This window comes from Shinella sp. WSJ-2, assembly GCF_003432075.1.
In the GTDB taxonomy this organism is placed as follows: domain Bacteria; phylum Pseudomonadota; class Alphaproteobacteria; order Rhizobiales; family Rhizobiaceae; genus Shinella.
In genome coordinates this window covers 431,049-447,519 of the sequence record NZ_QWBU01000001.1, presented here as the reverse complement: position 1 = coordinate 447,519, position 16,471 = coordinate 431,049, and the positions used below count along the sequence as shown (strand labels likewise).

Here is a 16,471-nt window from a genome sequence, read left to right as displayed (position 1 = left end):
CTGAGATGTCCGGAAGCAAAGCGTGAATCCGAGCGATCGCGATGTACTTCAGAGGCGGCTCACCGGCGGATCCTCGGCCAGCAGCACAAAGGCCTCGGGATCATAAGCGAGGCGAATCTCGGCGCCGATCGGCAGGTCGTCCGCGCCGAAATTGTTCGTTTCCACCATCGATAGCGGTTGTTCCAGCCCATCGATACCGACCGTCAGATGGGTAACCTCACCGAAATAGGCGCGGTTCTCGATGCGGCCGGCAAGCTCATGCGGCGCGCGGTCGTCGTCCCACAGGAGCCTCAGGCGCTCCGGGCGGATGCCGACGGTGACGTGGCCGTCGCTGGTGGCAAAACCCTGCGGCTTTACCAGCTGCACGGCGCCGAAGCGGGCGGTATCGATGGAAACGGCGTTGCCCTGTTCGCCGAGCACTTTGGCCTTCAGGAAATTCATCCCGCCGAGGAAATCCGCCACCTTGCGGGTGCGCGGGCGCTGGTAGATTTCCTTGGGAGTGGCGATCTGCGCGATGCGGCCGTCGAACATCACGGCGATGCGGTCAGAAAGGGCGAGCGCCTCATACTGATCGTGCGTGACGAGGATGAAGGTGATGCCGACGGCCTTCTGCAGCGTGCGCAGCTCGACCTGCATTTCCTCGCGCAGCTTCTTGTCGAGAGCCGACAGCGGCTCGTCGAGCAGCAGCACCTTCGGGCGCATGACCAGCGCGCGGGCGAGCGCCACGCGCTGGCGCTGGCCGCCGGAGAGTTCATGCGCCTTACGCCGGCCGAGGCCGGAGAGGCGCACCATGTCGAGCGCATCGCCGACGCGTTTTTTTTCCTCCTCGGGCGAGAGCTTGAGCCGCTTCAGCCCGTAGGCAACGTTTTCCGCGACGTCGAGATGCGGGAAGATGGCGTAGCTCTGGAAGACCATATTGGTCGGCCGCTTGTTCGGCGGCAGAGCCAGTGAGGGCACGCCATCAATATAGATCTCGCCGGTCGTCGGGTTCTCGAAGCCGGCTATGGAGCGCAGGAGCGTGGTCTTGCCGCAGCCGGAGGGGCCGAGCAGCGAGAAGAATTCACCTTCGGCAATCGACAGCGAGACATCGTCGAGCGCCTTGTAGATGCCGTAGAATTTTGACACGTTTTCGATCTGGATCATCGCGCGGTCGCTCATGAGAACTCCTAGAGTTTGTCCGGGAAAAGTGGGAACCGGTTTTCCCGACAAGACAAACGACAACAAAGAAATCTAGAGCCTGTCTGGTTCAGGATGAACCAGACAGGCTCTAGGGCAGGGCATGTGCCAGCTGCGTGCGGCGTTCGGCACGGCGGCGCAGGATTTCGGCGAGGGTGAGCATCAGGATGGAGACGACGAGCATGATCGTGCCGAGCGCCAGCACCCCCGGCAGCTTGGCGGCAAAGCGCAGCTGGCCCCAGATATAGACCGGCAGCGTCGGCTCGGTGCCGGAGAGGAAGAAGGCGAGGATGAACTCGTCCAGCGAGATGGTGAAGGTGACGAGCAGGCTTGAGACGATGGCGGGAGCCACCACCGGCAGCGTCACGCGGCGGAACGTGCCGATGGCGGTTTCGCCGAGATCGTAGGAGGCTTCCTCCAGGCTGCGGTCGAAGCCCTCGAAGCCCGAAACCAGCACCGACATGGCATAGGGCACGCAGAACACCGTCTGGCCGAGGATGACGGTGACGAGCGATAGTTCCACGCCCATTGCCAGCACGATCATCAGGAGCGAGACGGCGACGATGATCTCCGGCAGGAAGAGCGGCGCCATAATGAGGCCGGCGGCGGCACGTTGGCCGCGAAAGCGGTGGCGCGTGATGGCGCGGGCCGCGCAGATGCCGAGAATGGTCGACAGCAACGAGACGGACAGGCCGACAATCAGGCTGTTCCAGGCCGCCTCCAGCATCACCGAATTGCCGGAGAGCGAGGCGTACCACTTGGTCGTGAAGCCGGCGAGCGGGAAGGTGGTGGTGGCCGCATTGTTGAAGGAGAAGATCGGTAGCAGCAGGATCGGCAGGTAGAGGAACAGGAAATAGAGCGCCACATAGATGGGCAGAAACGGAATGAAGCGCAGGCGCTGCGTGAGGAGGCTCATTTGATCCTCCTGATAGCGAATTTCAGCGCGAGAACCACGGCTGCGGCGGACAGCGAGACGAGCACCATGGTCGTGACCGAGAGGGCCGCACCCAGCGGCCAGTTGGCGGCCTTGCCGAACTGCGCCTGGATGGCGGTTGCGATCATCACGCCGTCCTTGCCGCCGACGAGGCGGGGCGTGACGTAGTCGCCGACGGTTGGAATCATGACGATCAGAAAGGCGGAGATGACGCCGGGCAGCGAGAGCGGCAGGGTGATGCGGAAGAAGGCCTTGATCCTGTTGTCGCCGAGATCGCGCGCCGCTTCGATCAGCGTACGGTCGACCTTCTGTAGCGACACATAGATCGGCAGGATGGCGAAGGCCGCCCAGCTGTGCACCAGCGTGATGACGACGGCGTTGGAATTGTAGAGCAGCGAGGTCACCGGCTTGTCGATGAGGCCCATCGAAATGAGACCGGTGTTCATCACGCCGCCGTAGCCAAGAATGACCTTCCACGACATGACGCGCAGCAGGTAGCTCGTCCAGCAGGGCACGGTGATGAGGAAGAGCCAGAGGTTCTTGTGCACGCCGCCATGGAAGGAAATGAACCAGGCGACTGGATAGGAAAACACGACGGTGACGACGCTGACTGTCAGTGAAATCCACAGCGAGCGGACGAAGAGGTCGCGGTAGATCGGTTCCGTCAGCGCTTGCCGGTAATTTTCCAGCGTGAAGGTGCGGTCGATCTCGAGATAGTTCTGGGTCCAGAAACTGTAGGCGATGACGATGAGAACCGGGAGGAAGAGCAGCGCCAGCGCATAGAGAAAGGTCGGTGAGATCATGGCGAGGCCACGGGCCTCTTCGCTCCGCATCCAGGCCCGGCGTCTGGAGGGAGAGGATGTTTCGGCGATCGGTCCGAACGCCGCCGCCGTCATCGGGCAAGGCTCCCGCGACGACAACTTTCATAAAGGGTGAGCTTTCCCATTCCCATGGCGGTCGCCTTTTCGGCTTCGTTGTTCCCGAAACGAAACATGCGCCCAAATCCCCGTTGAAATCAAGCCCTGTTTCTGCAATATTGATTGAACGAACATTCAATATGATCGGGAAATACGAGATCTTTCATATTGTTGATCGCAGATTCTTTTCGCAAATTATCGATGGAGAGGGACATGGCGGCAATTCCGAAAACGGCGAACGAACCGGTCGAAGAGGTGGCCGACGATCTGACCCGGCTTGCCGAGCGGCATCTCGTGCAGCCCTGGCCGGTTTCGGGCTCCATCGGCGCGGAGGCGCGCGGAAGGATCGAGTCGGGCGAGGGCATCTATGTGACGGATGCGGCCGGACGAAAGCTGATCGACGGCCCCGCCGGCATGTGGTGCGTCAATGCCGGCCATCGCAACCGCGAGCTTGCCGATGTGATGGCCTCGCAGGCCATGGAGCTCTCCTATAACTCGCCCTGGTACACGACCAACACGCCGTCGGCCGTGCTCTCGGCCCGGCTCGCCGGTCATGCGCCTGATGGCGTCGACCACGTTTTCTACACGACGGGAGGCTCCTCGGCGGTCGAGACGGCGCTGCGCTTCATGCAGTTCGCCAACAATGTGAAGGGCCGGCCGGAGAAGAAGCTGATCGTCTCGCGGCAGGGCGGCTATCACGGCTCGACCTATCTCTCCGCCTCGCTCAACGGCCGGCCGCGCGACCATGACTGGATGGACAGCGCTTCCGAGCTGGTGGTGAAGCTTTCTTGCCCGAACCCGTTCCGCCGGCCTGACGGTATGAGCATCGACGCCTTCTGCGATTTTCTCGTCGAGGAGTTCCGGCAGGTCATCGAGGAAAAGGGGGCGGACAATATCGGCGCCTTCATCGCCGAGCCCGTCATGGCCTCGGGCGGCGTTATCGTGCCGCCGCCGGGCTATCTCAAGCGCATGCACGCCCTTTGCCGCGCCAATGACATCCTGTTCATCGCCGACGAGGTGGTGACGGCCTTCGGCCGGCTCGGGCATGTCTTCGCCGCGAAGGACGTTTTCGACATTGAGCCCGACATGATCACCTTCGCCAAGGGGGTCACCTCGGGCTACTTTCCGCTCGGCGGCGTGATGATCGCGGGGCGGCTGTTCGAAGAACTGCGCCGCTCGAACCATTCCGAGGCGATGTTCGCGCACGGGCTCACCTACTCCAGCCACCCCGTGGGCTGCGCGGTGGCGCTGAAGAACCTCGATATTCTCGAAGGTGGACTGCTGGCGCATACGCGGGCGGTCTCGGACCATTTCCAGGCAGGCCTTAAGGCGCTGGAAGCGTTGCCGCTGGTCGGCGAGGTGCGCGGTCTGGGGCTGATGGCCTGCGTCGAATGCGTCGCCGATCGCGTCAGCAACAATCCGCTGACGCTCGATCTGGAAGTCGGCAAGCGTATAGACAAGCATTGCCAGGAACTCGGCCTTCTGGTGCGTCCGCTCATTAACATGTGCGTGATGTCGCCGCCGCTCACCATCTCGCTTTCACAGATCGACGACATGACGGCAATCCTGCGCAGCGGCATTGAACTCACCATGGACGATCTCGTCCGGGAGGGGCTCTGGAAGGGCTAAGTCCTTCAAAAGGCTTGTTTGGAACGACCATTCCCCGGTCCAAACATTTGAGGCGCGCGAAAGCGGGCCTCTTTTTTATGCGCCCTTCAGCCTGCGTTCGGCGCGGGAGGAGCGGCCCGACCGGCTGACGCCCGACCGCAGCAAAAGCTTGCGCTGACGCGGCCCATGATGGCATTAGGGCTGCTTCTTCGGAGAATGGATATGAGCAACGACACAACAGCAGAACGGCCGTGGAGGAGACAGGCCCTTTTTGCATCGCTTTTCGCGCTGGCACCGGTTTTCACCGGGGCGCCGGCCCTTGCCACGCCGGTGCTGGTCGTCGACGCCGACAGCCGTCAGGTGCTCTACCAGGAAGATGCAGGCGCGCCGTGGTATCCGGCCTCCACGACCAAGTTGATGACGGCGCTCGTCGTCTTCGAGGCATTGAAGGCCGGTGAAGTCACCATGTCGACGCATGTGACGATGACGCGCAATGCAACGAAGCAGGCGTTCCTGGAGTCCGGCCTGACGCTCGGGCGGGCGATGACGCTGGAAGACGCGCTCTATGCCGTGATCACCGCCTCTGCAAATGATGTCGCCGTCGCGCTCGCCGAAGCCGTGGCTCCCGACCAGGCCGCGTTCGTCGCGCGGATGAACAAGACGGCCGAGCGCCTCGGGTTGACCGGCACGCATTTTTCCAATCCGAACGGCCTGTTCGACAAGGCGAACTACACAACCGCGCGAGATCTCGCGATCCTCGGCATGGAAGTGGACCGGGCGTTTCCCGGCTACCGTCGCTTCTTCCAGGCGTCCGCTGTTACGATCGACGGCAAGGAGATCAAGTCCAACAACCTGCTCCTGACCCAATTCAGCGGCACGATCGGCATGAAGACCGGCTTTATCTGTGCCTCCGGCCGCAACATCGTCGGGCTCGCGACGCGGGGCGGCCGGCGCATGATGGTGGTCATTCTCGGCGCGACGACGGAGCGCGAGCGCAACGAACGCTCGGCGCAATATCTGACGCAGGCCTTCGATGGCCGCTTGCCGACCGGTGCGGGGCCTGTCGAGGGTCTTCAAAACAAGGTCGGCGCGGTGCCGGAAGACATGCGCATCCGCCTGTGCACCGATAAGGCCGCGGCCTATGAGGCAAGCCGCGACGCGCTCTATCCGATGGGCCTGCCGGGGCAGGAAACTTTTCTGAAGGACCGCATCGCCGAGCAGGTCCACACCATCAAGACATGGGTAGATGAAACGGTGAAGGACGTGCCGCTGCCGAAGCCGCGCCCTTCATAAGGCCTGCTCAGCTTTTGAGGCCGCTGTTGGCGTCTGCCATCGCCTTCTCGTCCGGGGCTTCCTTCAGCGTCATGACCGGCAGCACCTTGCGCAGGTGGTCGTGATGGGTGCGCACGCCATATTCGAGGTCGGAGAGGTAGAAGCCGGCGAAGGCGTTCGACGTCATCGCCTCGTTTGACCAGACGGTGAGCTGCACGTCTTCGGCCTGCGTGTCGCGGTCGATGCGGAAGGCGAGGTAGCGGGCGAGCCGGTGGGCGCGGTCTTCCTTGCGGTAGCGGTAGATGCCGCCGCGCAGCATGGTCTTGCCAATGGCAAGCGGGAATTCCTGATAGAACTGGATGGTTTCCGGCGTCACCGCGATGACGCAGTTCGGGAAAAGGCCGAAATAGATCCAGGCCTTGCGCAGACGCTCCGGCAGCGTCGTATTCTCGGGGGAAATCTTCACGTAGTTGCGCACGCTCCAGCGGCGACCGGCATGTGGATTGTAGGTCGCAAACGACCGGCAGAGCCCATCGACGAAGGGCTCGTCGTAGTAGGTCGAGCCGTAGAGGTCCTGCAGCGCGGGATGGGCCATGGCGACGTGATAGCCCTCGTTGTCGACGTCGCGCACGGATTTCCAGTTGACGGGTGTTTCCTGTGTCCAGATGCCGCCGGTCGGGATCATCTCTTCGGATCGGTAGTGGGACAGCTCGGCTTCGAAGGGCTTCATCACTTCGGCGACGGAGGGCTGGGGGCCAGGGGCGAAGCGGATGAAGACAAAACCTTGCCAGACCTCGCATTCCAGCGATTTCAGCGCGAACTCGTCCTTGTCGAGCGGCGGGAAACTGCGAGGGCGGGCAGCGCCACGCAGCGTGCCGTCGAGATTGTAGACCCAGCCGTGGAACGGACAGACCAGCGCGTTGCGGCAGCTCCCCGTCTCGTCCGCCACCAGGCGGGAGCCGCGATGACGGCAGATATTGTGGAAGGCGCGCACCGTGCCGTCCTGTCCGCGCAGGATCAGTGCACGCTCTCCGACGACATCCATGGTGAGGTAGTTGCCGGGTTCGGGAATGTCGGAGACATGGCAGGCGATCTGCCAGTGCTCGCGAAAGACATGCTGCTTCTCCAGCTCCAGAAGCGCGGGGCTGTGATAACACCAGCCGGGAAGTCCGCTCCGGTCCCAATCGTTGGGAATGCTGATATCGCGGATCATCTCGTTCATGTCGCTCCCCATTATTTTGCTGAACGTTCATTCAATATAAGCACGATTTTCGTTCAAAAGGAATAGCTTGCGAAACCAGGGCGTTTTTCAATAGTGAAAACCCCTGTCACAAGGCGACCGGGGAAGGGAGATTTTCCTGCGAAGGCCGGGATGGCGACCCCGCTTAATGGCAGGCCTTGACGTGCTTGTTGACCGAGTTGCCCCAGTCGTGATGACCACCCGGCCATGGTCCCCGCCAAAGCCGATATGGAAGGCGCCGGCCTGCGAGGGGCCGCGGTGGATGTTGCGATGGTCGCGGCAACGGCGGACGGGGCGTCAAGGGCGCTGTTTTTGCTGGGACAGGCTCTAGGTTTCTCTGTTTTCGTTTGTCTTTTCGGAAAACCGGTTCCCACTTTTTCCTGACAAGCTTTAGCGATCGAGTTCGGGGTAGTAGCGGTCCATGTTGCTCGGGCGCAGCCGCTCGCCGATCAGGCAATCGACATCGCTTCCGGCGGCCCGCAGGATGCGCGCGGGCGGTTCTGCGCCGCTCACTTCGAGGATCAGCTTGCGGCGAATGGCGATGGCGAAATCCTCCGGTTCCTGCACCGGCAGCACGAAGGCGCCGGGTCCGCCGATGACGCAGTTAGAATAATAATCGTCCAGCGAGCCATAGGCGGCCGACGGACGGATCATGATGGCGAGGCCGTTGATGATGATGCCGAGCGCATTGGCGGCATCGCGCGCCGGCGTGACGGGCAGACCGAAATTGTTCGGGCCGTCGCCGGAGATGTCGATGACGCGGCGCATGCCGGAATAGCTGTTGGCATCGAAGAGCTTTGCGCCATAGGCGATGGCGCTGGAAATGGAGGTGCCGCGGCGCGTGGCGATCGGGCGGGCCTCCAGCAGGGCAGCGAAGGCATTGGCGTCGTCTGGGCCCGAGATGATCTGCCAGGGAATGTGCGAGCTGTCGCGGACGGTGCCGGCCCACTCGAAATAGGTGATGGCGATGCGGCCGGTCAGCCCGTCGCGCACGGCATTGATGAATTCGGCGTGGCGCAGCGCATCGACATAGCCGGCGCGCTGGATCTGTGCCTCCTCGATATCCATCGACCCGGACACATCGACCGCCAGGACCAGCTCCACGTCGACCTCCTCTCCGGAAGCGGCGAGCGTGGTGCCGGATGTCAGGCTCATCAGCAAGGCAAGCATCGTCAACATGACCGTCACCCATCCATGCATTTGCCATCGTCAAATGTAGCACGCGCGCGGCTGGGAAAGAGCGGCCCGTCTTCAAAAAACGGTGATGGCGGCGAATAGCGGCCGGATGGCAGCCGTCTGCCTGTGTACCCCAGGAATTGCGGGGCAGATGGGCCTTGCCCGGGAGAGTGGAGCGACATGGGGTTCAAGACTATTCTCGCAGGTCTTGGGAGCCGGATTTTCGGCCGTGCACCGGTCGCCCCATCCGGGCCACTTTCCGACGAAGAACGACTTGTTCGCGACTACGACCTCTCCCTCGTCGAGCTCCATGACGAAATCCCGACCCTCATCCCGCAGCGTGACGCCATGCGTGCCGCCTGGCGGAACGGCGATTTCGTGGCCTACCAGCGGGCTTTCGAGGCGGCGCGGGCGAGCGGTATCATCGCGGAAAACGGCAAGCCGCTCTATTCGCTGGTGCGGGACTGGTTCCTGGAGCCCTTCAGCGAGCTGCCCGACGAGGAAGAGGCGGCCCAGGCACATGAGGACGGGCTCGCGCCTTTCCGGGCGTTTTTCGAGCGCAGTCCGTCCGCGTTTTCCGCTGCCACCTATGCCGATGCGCTGCGCGTCACGGCCTTCGTGCGGCGCGGCACCGGCTGGGGTCGGGACGTCAGAGCCGACCAGTGGAAGGGCCATGAGGCGCTGCTGAAGGAGGCGGACGCGGTGCTCGACAGTCATGCCGATCCGAATGATTTCAGCTGGCGGATGAGCGATTACCGCCGCTCGGCCAACGCGGGCAGTTTCGAGACATTCAAGGCGCGTTTCGAGCGCGTCTGGCTGCTCGATCGCTACAATATCGATCTGTGCCGCGCTCATGCCCGCATGATCATGCCGCGCTGGCTCGGCCGGGATGAACGGGATCTCGAGGATTTTGCACGCCGCGCGGCCAAGCTGACCGAGGACCGTTTCGGGATGGGTTTTTATGCGCTGATCCAGCAGGCCAATACCGATGTCGGCAACCACGAGCTTGCCGATACGCTGTGCGATCCCGATCTGGTGAAGCGCGGCTTCGAAGACCTGTTGGTGCGTTTTCCCGCGCCGAGCGTGATGAACCTCTATGCCGATGCGCTGGAATGGATGGGCGACACGCCGGCGCTGGCCGATCTGCTCGAAAGCCGCTTCCGCGTGATGGTGCCGCAGATCTGGTATGGCGAGACGCGCAGCGACCGGATTTCCTATCTTTTCGCCACGCTGCTGGAAGCGGCGGAGGTGCTGGAGCAGCGCCGCGCCGCCCTATAAAGCTTCGTCCTACAGCGCCGTCAGGTCCCGGATCGCCATGCGCTTGTAGGCCTCGACCAGCGCATCGCCCTCCGTCCGCTCGACGGAGACGGCAAGCCGCATCGTGGCTTCGCCGAGATGCATGACGAGTAGCGCGGTCGCGTCGATTTTTGCAAGATCGGCCGCCGGCCGCAGCGCCTTCAGCCGCGCGCCAAGCAGGGCGCCGTTGCGGCGGCTTTCCTCTACTTCCATCGCCCGTAAAGCGCCGTCTGCCTGCACGGCCGACCAGATGTCGCGAATGACGGGCTCGGCGAGGAAGATCGCGTAATAGGTGTCGATCAGCGCGCCGAAGGCGGCGGCGAGATCCTCCATGCTGGAGACGGTGGACAGGCCCTCGGCGATGCAGGCGCGGCTTTCCTCGTTGCAGCGTTCGGCGAGCGCATGCACGACGGCGCTCTTGTCGGGAAAGTACTGGTAGAGCGAACCGATCGAAATGCCTGTGCGCTGGGCAAGCTCGCTCATGCGCAGTGCATCGCTGCCCGTTTGCGCAATCATCTCCGTCGCATTGGCAAGGATGGCATCCACCCGCTCGCGGCTGCGCTTCTGGCTCGGCGCGCGGCGCATCTGCATGTCGTTCATCGCTGTCTCCAGAGGTCGTCGCAAATCACGCTTGACAAATACGAGGATTCCTCACATTTTGCAAATATGAGTAATGCTCACATTTTGGAGGGTTAGAGATGAAACGTATTCTGGTTCTGGGTGGCGAAGGCAAAACCGGGCGTCCCGTGGTCGAGCGGCTGCGGGCAAGGGGATATGAGGTGCGGATCGGCTCGCGCTCGGCAGCGATCCCGTTCGACTGGCGCGATGCGTCCGGTTGGCCCGCAGCTCTTGCGGGCGTGGATGCCGTGTATATCGCCTATCAACCTGATCTCGCGGTGCCAGGCTCCGACGACGATATTCGCCTTGTCTCGCGCCTTGCGGCCGAAGCCGGTGTCCAGCGCCTCGTGCTGCTCTCCGGCCGAGGCGAGGATGCGGCCGAGGTCAGCGAGGAGGCGATGAAGGGGGCGGGCGTCGCATGGACGGTGCTGCGCGGCAGCTGGTTCTTCCAGAATTTCAGCGAGGGCCTGTTTGCCGAACCGATCCTTGCCGGTGAACTCGTTCTGCCCTTGGCTACGGTGCGCGAACCCTTCGTCGATACGGCCGATGTCGCAGACATGGCCGTCGCGGCGCTGACGGAGGAGGGGCATGCCGGCAAGGCCTACGAACTGACCGGCCCGCGGCTGATGACGTTTTCGCAGGCCGTGGCGGAGTTTGCCACAGCGGGTGAGCGTGCGGTCACCTATACGCCCGTCACGATCGATGCCTATGCGGAGATGTTGCGGGACGCGCAGATGCCGGAAGACGTCATCTGGCTTGTCAGCTATCTCTTCGGCTCGGTGCTCGACGGCCGCAACGAACGCCTGAGCGACGATATTCTCCGCGTGCTCGGCCGCCCGCCGCGCGATTTTGCCGATTTTGCCCGCGATGTGGCGGCAACCGGTTTCTGGAGGACCTGATCATGGCAAGCCTGTTTCCGATCCTGACCTTCCTCGCCATTCTCGCGACGGCGCTCAATGCGGGCCTGTTCTTCATCTTCTCCGTCTGCATCATGGCGGCCTTTGCGCGCCTGTCGCCGGCCGAAGGTGCGGCGGCGATGAATGCGATCAACGCGGTCATCCAGAACCCACTGTTCTTCTCAGCCTTTTTCGGCGCGACGCTGCTGTCGCTCGTCCTCGCGGTCATTGGCTACATGCAGGGCGGGGCGGCGGGGCTGATGGCGGCGGCGGGCGGGGTCGTCTTTCTCGTCGCGGTCTTTGGCGTGACCGCTGTCTTCAACGTCCCGCTCAACGATGCGCTTGCTGCGGCCCCCGCTGGCAGCGCGGAGCAGGCGACGCTCTGGCAGCGTTATCTCGATGTCTGGGTGATGTGGAACCACGTCCGCACACTGGGCTCGCTTGCTGCGGTGGCGCTCTTGGCGCTGGCCTTCCGCCAAAGCGCACAGCTGGGCTAAAAGGCCGGGCTGGCGCTCCCGCAAACGGCCTGCTAGCTCTGTCACACACAAATGCCGGAGCCGACCTTGCAGGACATCACCGCCCTTTCCGCCCTTGCCCTTTCCGCCGCCATCGCCGAACGCCGGCTGACCTGCCGAAGCGTGATGACGGCCTATCTAGACCGTATTGCAGCGATCAATCCCCGCATCAACGCCATCGTGAGCCTGCGCCCGGCAGAGGAACTTCTCGCCGAGGCTGACGAGGCCGACCGGGCGCTCTCGGCGGGCGAATACCACGGCTGGCTGCACGGCATTCCCTTCGCCGTGAAAGACCTTTCCGAGGCGAAGGGCATCCTCTGCTCCTTCGGCTCGGCGAACTATGCGGATTTCGTGCCCGACTATGACGATATCCATGTCGAGCGCATCCGCGCGGCGGGTGCCATCATCATCGGCAAGACCAATGCGCCGGAAATGGGCCTGGGCTCGCACAGCTACAATCCGGTCTTCGGCGTCACGCGCAATCCCTATGATACGGCCAAGAGCGCCGGGGGCTCCTCCGGCGGTGCAGCGGCGGGGCTTGCGGCGCAAATCCTGCCGGTCGCCGACGGTTCCGACATGATGGGCTCGCTGCGCAACCCGGCGGGCTTCAACAATGTCATCGGCTTCCGCCCGTCCTTCGGCCGCATTCCCTCGCTCGGCAATGAGCTCTTCCTCGGCCAGCTGGCCGTCAATGGTCCGATGGGCCGCACCGTTGCCGATGTCGCCGCGCTGTTTGCCACGCAGGCCGGGCATGATCCGCGCGACCCGCTGTCTTTGACCGATGAAAGCCTGGCCTATGACCCGCACCGCGATCTCGCGGACGCCCGCATCGGCTGGCTTGGCGATTTCGGTGGCTTCCTGCCCTTCGAGCCCGGCGTGCTGGAGCTTTGCCGCGCCTCGCTCGATGTTTTCCGCGGGCTTGGCTGCACCGTCGAGGAGGTCGCGCCCGATTTCGATATGGACAGGCTCTGGCAGACGTGGCGTACGCTGCGCCATTTCCTCGTCGCCAACGGTCAGGCGGCCGATTATGCCGATCCGGCAAAGCGGGCCAACATGAAGCCCGAGATGATCTGGGAGATCGAGAACGGCCACCAGCTTACGGCAAAGGACGTCTATGCCGCCTCGCTGGCGCGCAGCGACTGGCACCGCCATGTCGCCGGCCTCTTCGAAAAGTACGATTTCCTGATTCTGCCCTCCGCGCAGGTCTTCCCCTTCGATGCCGAGATGGACTGGCCGAAGACGGTCGGCGGGCGGGCGATGGATACCTATCACCGCTGGATGGAGGTGGTAATTGGCCCGACGCTCGCGGGCCTGCCCGTTGCGGCCATGCCGGCGGGCTTCGGCGACAACGGCTTGCCGGCCGGCATCCAGATCATCGGTCCGGCGCGGGCGGACCGGGATGTGCTCTCGGCGGCCGCGGCTTACGAAAAAGCGACCGACTGGTTAAGCCGGCATCCCCAATTCTAGGGATGGGGCGGCGTTCGGACACGCGAGCGCCGCATTCTCGTGAGAGGGCAATTTCGCCGGGTGGTGAGGACTGCCCAGCAAACTCCTTCAAAAACACGAGGCGCCGTTTAGGAATTGCTTACCATATTTCGTCATTCTTTGCTCGTTCGGCGGAACTCTGGAGCCCGTTGCTCCCACCGCCGCCAGCGTAGCGGCTCTCGGAGTGTTGTTTCCGCGGCTGCGTCGAGTAACGAGTTTCGGGTAACGAGTATCATGGCGTCTGTGTACAGTTCCGCGCGTTCCGCGGCGAAAACCCGTTCGGGTCGTTCCGGCGGTATCCTTCTCAGCGCATTGCTTGCCTGCGGCGTCATCGCCGGGTCCGCCTGGGCCGTCGTCTCGACGCTCGGCGCAATGCAGCATGCGGCCTCTTCGCTCTCCGAGGGTAAGAAAAGCCTTTCGGCTCCCCTTCATGTCGCGTCGCTCGCGACGGACAGGAACAGCGCCGAACGCTCGCTGAAAATCCAGAAGTTCGGCCGTCTTTCCAAGCCGTCCGAAAGCGAGCTTCGCCAGAAGCTTCTGACCGCCGAGGCGATCCAGGTCGCGCACCAGCGCAAGATTTCCCTGCAGCTTGCCGCCGTCGTGAAGCGCGAAAAAGCGAAGGCCGCGATGATCGACGCAGCCGTGGCCCGCGCCGAGCGTTCGGTCGAGCAGGAAAAGGCCATTACCGGCCAGCCGACGCTCGTCACCGCGCTCATCGAGGATCAATCCGCCCGCAAGGACATCCAACCCTTCGGCCTCGTCATGAAGAAGCCGGATGTGGAGGAGGAAAACCTCCTCAGCGAAATTCCGCTTCCGGAAGCGCGGCCGGCGCTTGAGACCGTCACCATCGAAAAGCCCGTCGTCGAGGAAAAGCCCGTTGCGCGCACCAACAAGCGCGACGATGCCAAGGCGAAGGACAGGCAAGAAGACGTCGCGCTCGTGAAGCCCGAGCGTTCGCTGTTCGGCGACCTCTTCAAGAGCAAGGGTTCCAGCACCGGCTGGCCGGGCCGTGGCACGAAGGTCGCGATCTATGACGTCTCCAACGCGACGGTCTACATGCCAGATGGCACGAAGCTGCGCGCCCATTCCGGCATCGGCAAGATGCGCGACAACCCGGACTACGAGCATATCAAGATGACAGGCCCGACGCCGGCCGGCATCTACCGCCTCAGAATGCGCGAGCAGCGTTTCCACGGCGTTGAAGCCATTCGCATGCTCTCTGTCGACGGGCGCGATCCGAAGAACCGCACGGGGCTTCTGACCCACACCAATCTTCTGCGTGGCCAGAAGGGCTCGCATGGCTGCGTTGCCTTCCAGAACTACGAGCCGTTCCTCAACGCCTTCAAGCGCGGCCACATCACGATGATGGTCGTGGTGCCGGAAATCCCGTCCTCCCGCACGCAATTGGCTGCGCTCTACCGCAAGGCTGGCGCCTGACCTGATCGCGAACCTTTCTCTTCAAAAAACGGCGCCTGTGGGCGCCGTTTTTTGTTTTGTCGTACTTTTCTTGCAAATGTTATGCGCAACAACGGTTTGGTTTAGCGAACGCTAACAATTTTCGGTCATTTCTTGCCAAATCCACCGGTTTGGGGAGCGAACGTGACTACTTTCGATTTTGGAATGAATGCCCGCGCCGTGCTTGCCGCGATGAACAAGTCGCAGGCGATCATCGAATTCGATCTGACGGGCAAGATCCTGCATGCCAACAAGAATTTCCTCGATGCAGTCGGCTACGAGCTTTCGGAGATCGTCGGCAAACATCACCGGATCTTCGTTGAGCCGGAAGAGGCGCGCTCGGCGGACTATGCGGCCTTCTGGGCGCAGTTGGCCGAGGGACGCTTTGACCAGCGCCAGTACAAGCGTGTTGCCAAGGGCGGCCGCGAAATCTGGATCGAGGCGTCCTACAACCCGGTCTTCCGCGGCGGCAAACCTTACAAGGTCGTGAAGTTCGCGACCGACATCACTGCCGCCAAGCGAAAGGCGATGGAGGACGACGGCAAGCTAACGGCGCTCAGCCGCGCGCAGGCCATCATCGAGTTCACCCCCGACGGAAAGATCCTCACGGCCAACGGCAATTTCCTGTCGGCACTCGGCTATCAGTTGTCCGAGATCGTCGGCCGGCATCATTCCATGTTCTGTCAGCCCGAGCAGGTAGCAAGTGCGGCCTATCGCGACTTCTGGAAGCGGCTTGCCGAGGGACATTTCGTTTCCGACCAGTTCACGCGTATCGCCAAGGGCGGCGGCAAGATCCACATCCAGGCTTCCTACAATCCGATCCTCGATGCCGACGGCCGGGTTTTCAAGGTCGTGAAGTTCGCGACCGACGTGACAGAGCGCGTGCGGGCGATCGAGGAGATCGGCGCGGGTCTTGGTCGTCTGGCCGAGTGCAATATCCGCATGACGATCGACAACGACTTCATTCCGGAATTCGAGCCGCTCAGGCGCGACTTCAACAATTCGATCGGCGCGTTCCAGGAAACCCTCTCGCAGGTTCTCGACCAGACTTATACGCAGAACCGCAGCGGACAGGCCATGCGCAAGGCGGCCGAAGACCTTTCCGAGCGCACACGCCAGCAGGCCGTCGCGCTCGAAGAGACTGCGGCCGCACTGACGCAGGCGACGGTTGCCGTTCGCTCCTCGACGGAGCGCACCCGCGAGACTCGCAAGCTTGTGCAAGATGCCCGTCTTTCGGCCAACACATCGGCGAATGTCGTGAACGACACGGTGAGTGCCATGCAGCGAATCGAGGCTGCATCGAGCGAGATCGTCCAGATTATCGGCGTGATCGATGAAATCGCCTTCCAGACGAACCTTCTGGCGCTGAATGCCGGTGTCGAGGCCGCGCGTGCCGGTGAGGCTGGCAGGGGTTTCGCCGTGGTCGCGCAGGAGGTGCGGGAACTTGCGCAGCGGTCCGCCAAGGCGGCGCGCGAGATCAAGACGCTGATCACCAATTCCAGCGCGGAAGTGCAGGAGGGCGTGCGGCTCGTCGGTGAAACCGGCCGGGCGCTGCGGGAGATCGAGACCTTTGTCGAAGAGATCGACCACAATGTCGATGCCATCGCCACCTCCGCCGCCGAGCAGGCGAGCGGCCTGGAGGAGATCAGCGCGGCGGTCAGCGACGTCGACCGCATCACACAGGAAAACGCCGCCATGGTCGAGCACACGACCGCGACCAGCCAGAGCCTTGCGGAAGGCGCCATCACGCTCAGCGAGCTGGTGAACCGCTTCCAGCTCAACCGCCGCGCCCGCCGCCGGGACGGTAGCGAAATCTGGACGCCGGAAGAGCGCGCCGCGCGTCTGGGGACGATGCGTAAAGCATCCTGAAGACGGAAAAAGAG

At 63.0% G+C, this 16,471-nt stretch carries 14 protein-coding genes; 8 read left to right on the top strand and 6 right to left on the bottom strand.

Features of this window, described 5'->3' with window-relative positions; all coding sequences use genetic code 11:
• Positions 1-48: 48 nt before the first annotated feature.
• From D0Y60_RS02205 to D0Y60_RS02195, 3 genes are all read right to left on the bottom strand, one after another.
• Entirely contained in the window at positions 49-1,143 is a 1,095-nt protein-coding gene (locus D0Y60_RS02205) for an ABC transporter ATP-binding protein (protein WP_117367040.1), read from the bottom strand.
• A 124-nt stretch (positions 1,144-1,267) separates the two neighbouring features.
• Complete coding sequence (locus D0Y60_RS02200; RefSeq protein WP_117366495.1) at positions 1,268-2,092, bottom strand: ABC transporter permease; 825 nt, start codon at positions 2,090-2,092, stop codon at positions 1,268-1,270.
• Entirely contained in the window at positions 2,089-3,006 is a 918-nt protein-coding gene (locus D0Y60_RS02195) for an ABC transporter permease (RefSeq protein WP_117366494.1), read from the bottom strand. Before D0Y60_RS02195 ends, D0Y60_RS02200 begins: the two co-directional genes overlap by 4 nt.
• Positions 3,007-3,240: 234 nt before the next feature.
• On the opposite strand from D0Y60_RS02195, the gene D0Y60_RS02190 reads away from it, so the two are divergent.
• Positions 3,241-4,656, top strand: a complete 1,416-nt coding sequence (locus D0Y60_RS02190) for an aminotransferase (protein ID WP_117366493.1) — start codon at positions 3,241-3,243, stop codon at positions 4,654-4,656.
• A 201-nt stretch (positions 4,657-4,857) separates the two neighbouring features.
• Positions 4,858-5,928: a D-alanyl-D-alanine carboxypeptidase family protein gene (locus D0Y60_RS02185; protein ID WP_117366492.1), complete on the top strand. Its 1,071-nt coding sequence runs from the start codon at positions 4,858-4,860 to the stop codon at positions 5,926-5,928.
• Positions 5,929-5,935: 7 nt separating this feature from the next.
• Here the strand turns inward: D0Y60_RS02185 and D0Y60_RS02180 are convergent, their stop codons facing one another.
• Together D0Y60_RS02180 and D0Y60_RS02175 are read right to left on the bottom strand one after the other, a co-directional pair.
• A complete protein-coding gene (locus D0Y60_RS02180; RefSeq protein ID WP_117366491.1) occupies positions 5,936-7,129 on the bottom strand; it encodes an aromatic ring-hydroxylating dioxygenase subunit alpha in 1,194 nt (397 codons plus the stop codon).
• 408 nt (positions 7,130-7,537) lie between these two features.
• On the bottom strand, positions 7,538-8,326 hold the full coding sequence (locus tag D0Y60_RS02175) for a DUF1194 domain-containing protein (protein ID WP_117366490.1): 789 nt from the start codon (positions 8,324-8,326) through the stop codon (positions 7,538-7,540).
• A gap of 177 nt (positions 8,327-8,503) precedes the next feature.
• Here D0Y60_RS02175 and D0Y60_RS02170 point away from each other — a divergent pair, with 177 nt between their 5' ends.
• Entirely contained in the window at positions 8,504-9,601 is a 1,098-nt protein-coding gene (locus D0Y60_RS02170) for a hypothetical protein (protein WP_117366489.1), read from the top strand.
• A gap of 9 nt (positions 9,602-9,610) precedes the next feature.
• Here the strand turns inward: D0Y60_RS02170 and D0Y60_RS02165 are convergent, their stop codons facing one another.
• Complete coding sequence (locus D0Y60_RS02165) at positions 9,611-10,219, bottom strand: TetR/AcrR family transcriptional regulator (protein WP_117366488.1); 609 nt, start codon at positions 10,217-10,219, stop codon at positions 9,611-9,613.
• A gap of 98 nt (positions 10,220-10,317) precedes the next feature.
• Between D0Y60_RS02165 and D0Y60_RS02160 the strand changes: the two genes are divergently transcribed.
• From D0Y60_RS02160 to D0Y60_RS02140, 5 genes are all read left to right on the top strand, one after another.
• Entirely contained in the window at positions 10,318-11,136 is an 819-nt protein-coding gene (locus D0Y60_RS02160) for an NAD(P)H-binding protein (RefSeq protein WP_117366487.1), read from the top strand.
• Between the two features lie 2 nt (positions 11,137-11,138).
• Positions 11,139-11,630: an anthrone oxygenase family protein gene (locus D0Y60_RS02155; RefSeq protein WP_117366486.1), complete on the top strand. Its 492-nt coding sequence runs from the start codon at positions 11,139-11,141 to the stop codon at positions 11,628-11,630.
• 66 nt (positions 11,631-11,696) lie between these two features.
• Positions 11,697-13,115 (top strand): amidase, encoded by a 1,419-nt coding sequence (locus D0Y60_RS02150; RefSeq protein ID WP_245409064.1) that lies wholly within the window; start codon positions 11,697-11,699, stop codon positions 13,113-13,115.
• Between the two features lie 252 nt (positions 13,116-13,367).
• Positions 13,368-14,570: a DUF2778 domain-containing protein gene (locus D0Y60_RS02145; RefSeq protein WP_117366484.1), complete on the top strand. Its 1,203-nt coding sequence runs from the start codon at positions 13,368-13,370 to the stop codon at positions 14,568-14,570.
• 183 nt (positions 14,571-14,753) lie between these two features.
• Entirely contained in the window at positions 14,754-16,457 is a 1,704-nt protein-coding gene (locus D0Y60_RS02140) for a PAS domain-containing methyl-accepting chemotaxis protein (protein ID WP_117366483.1), read from the top strand.
• The last annotated feature ends 14 nt before the right edge of the window (positions 16,458-16,471 follow it).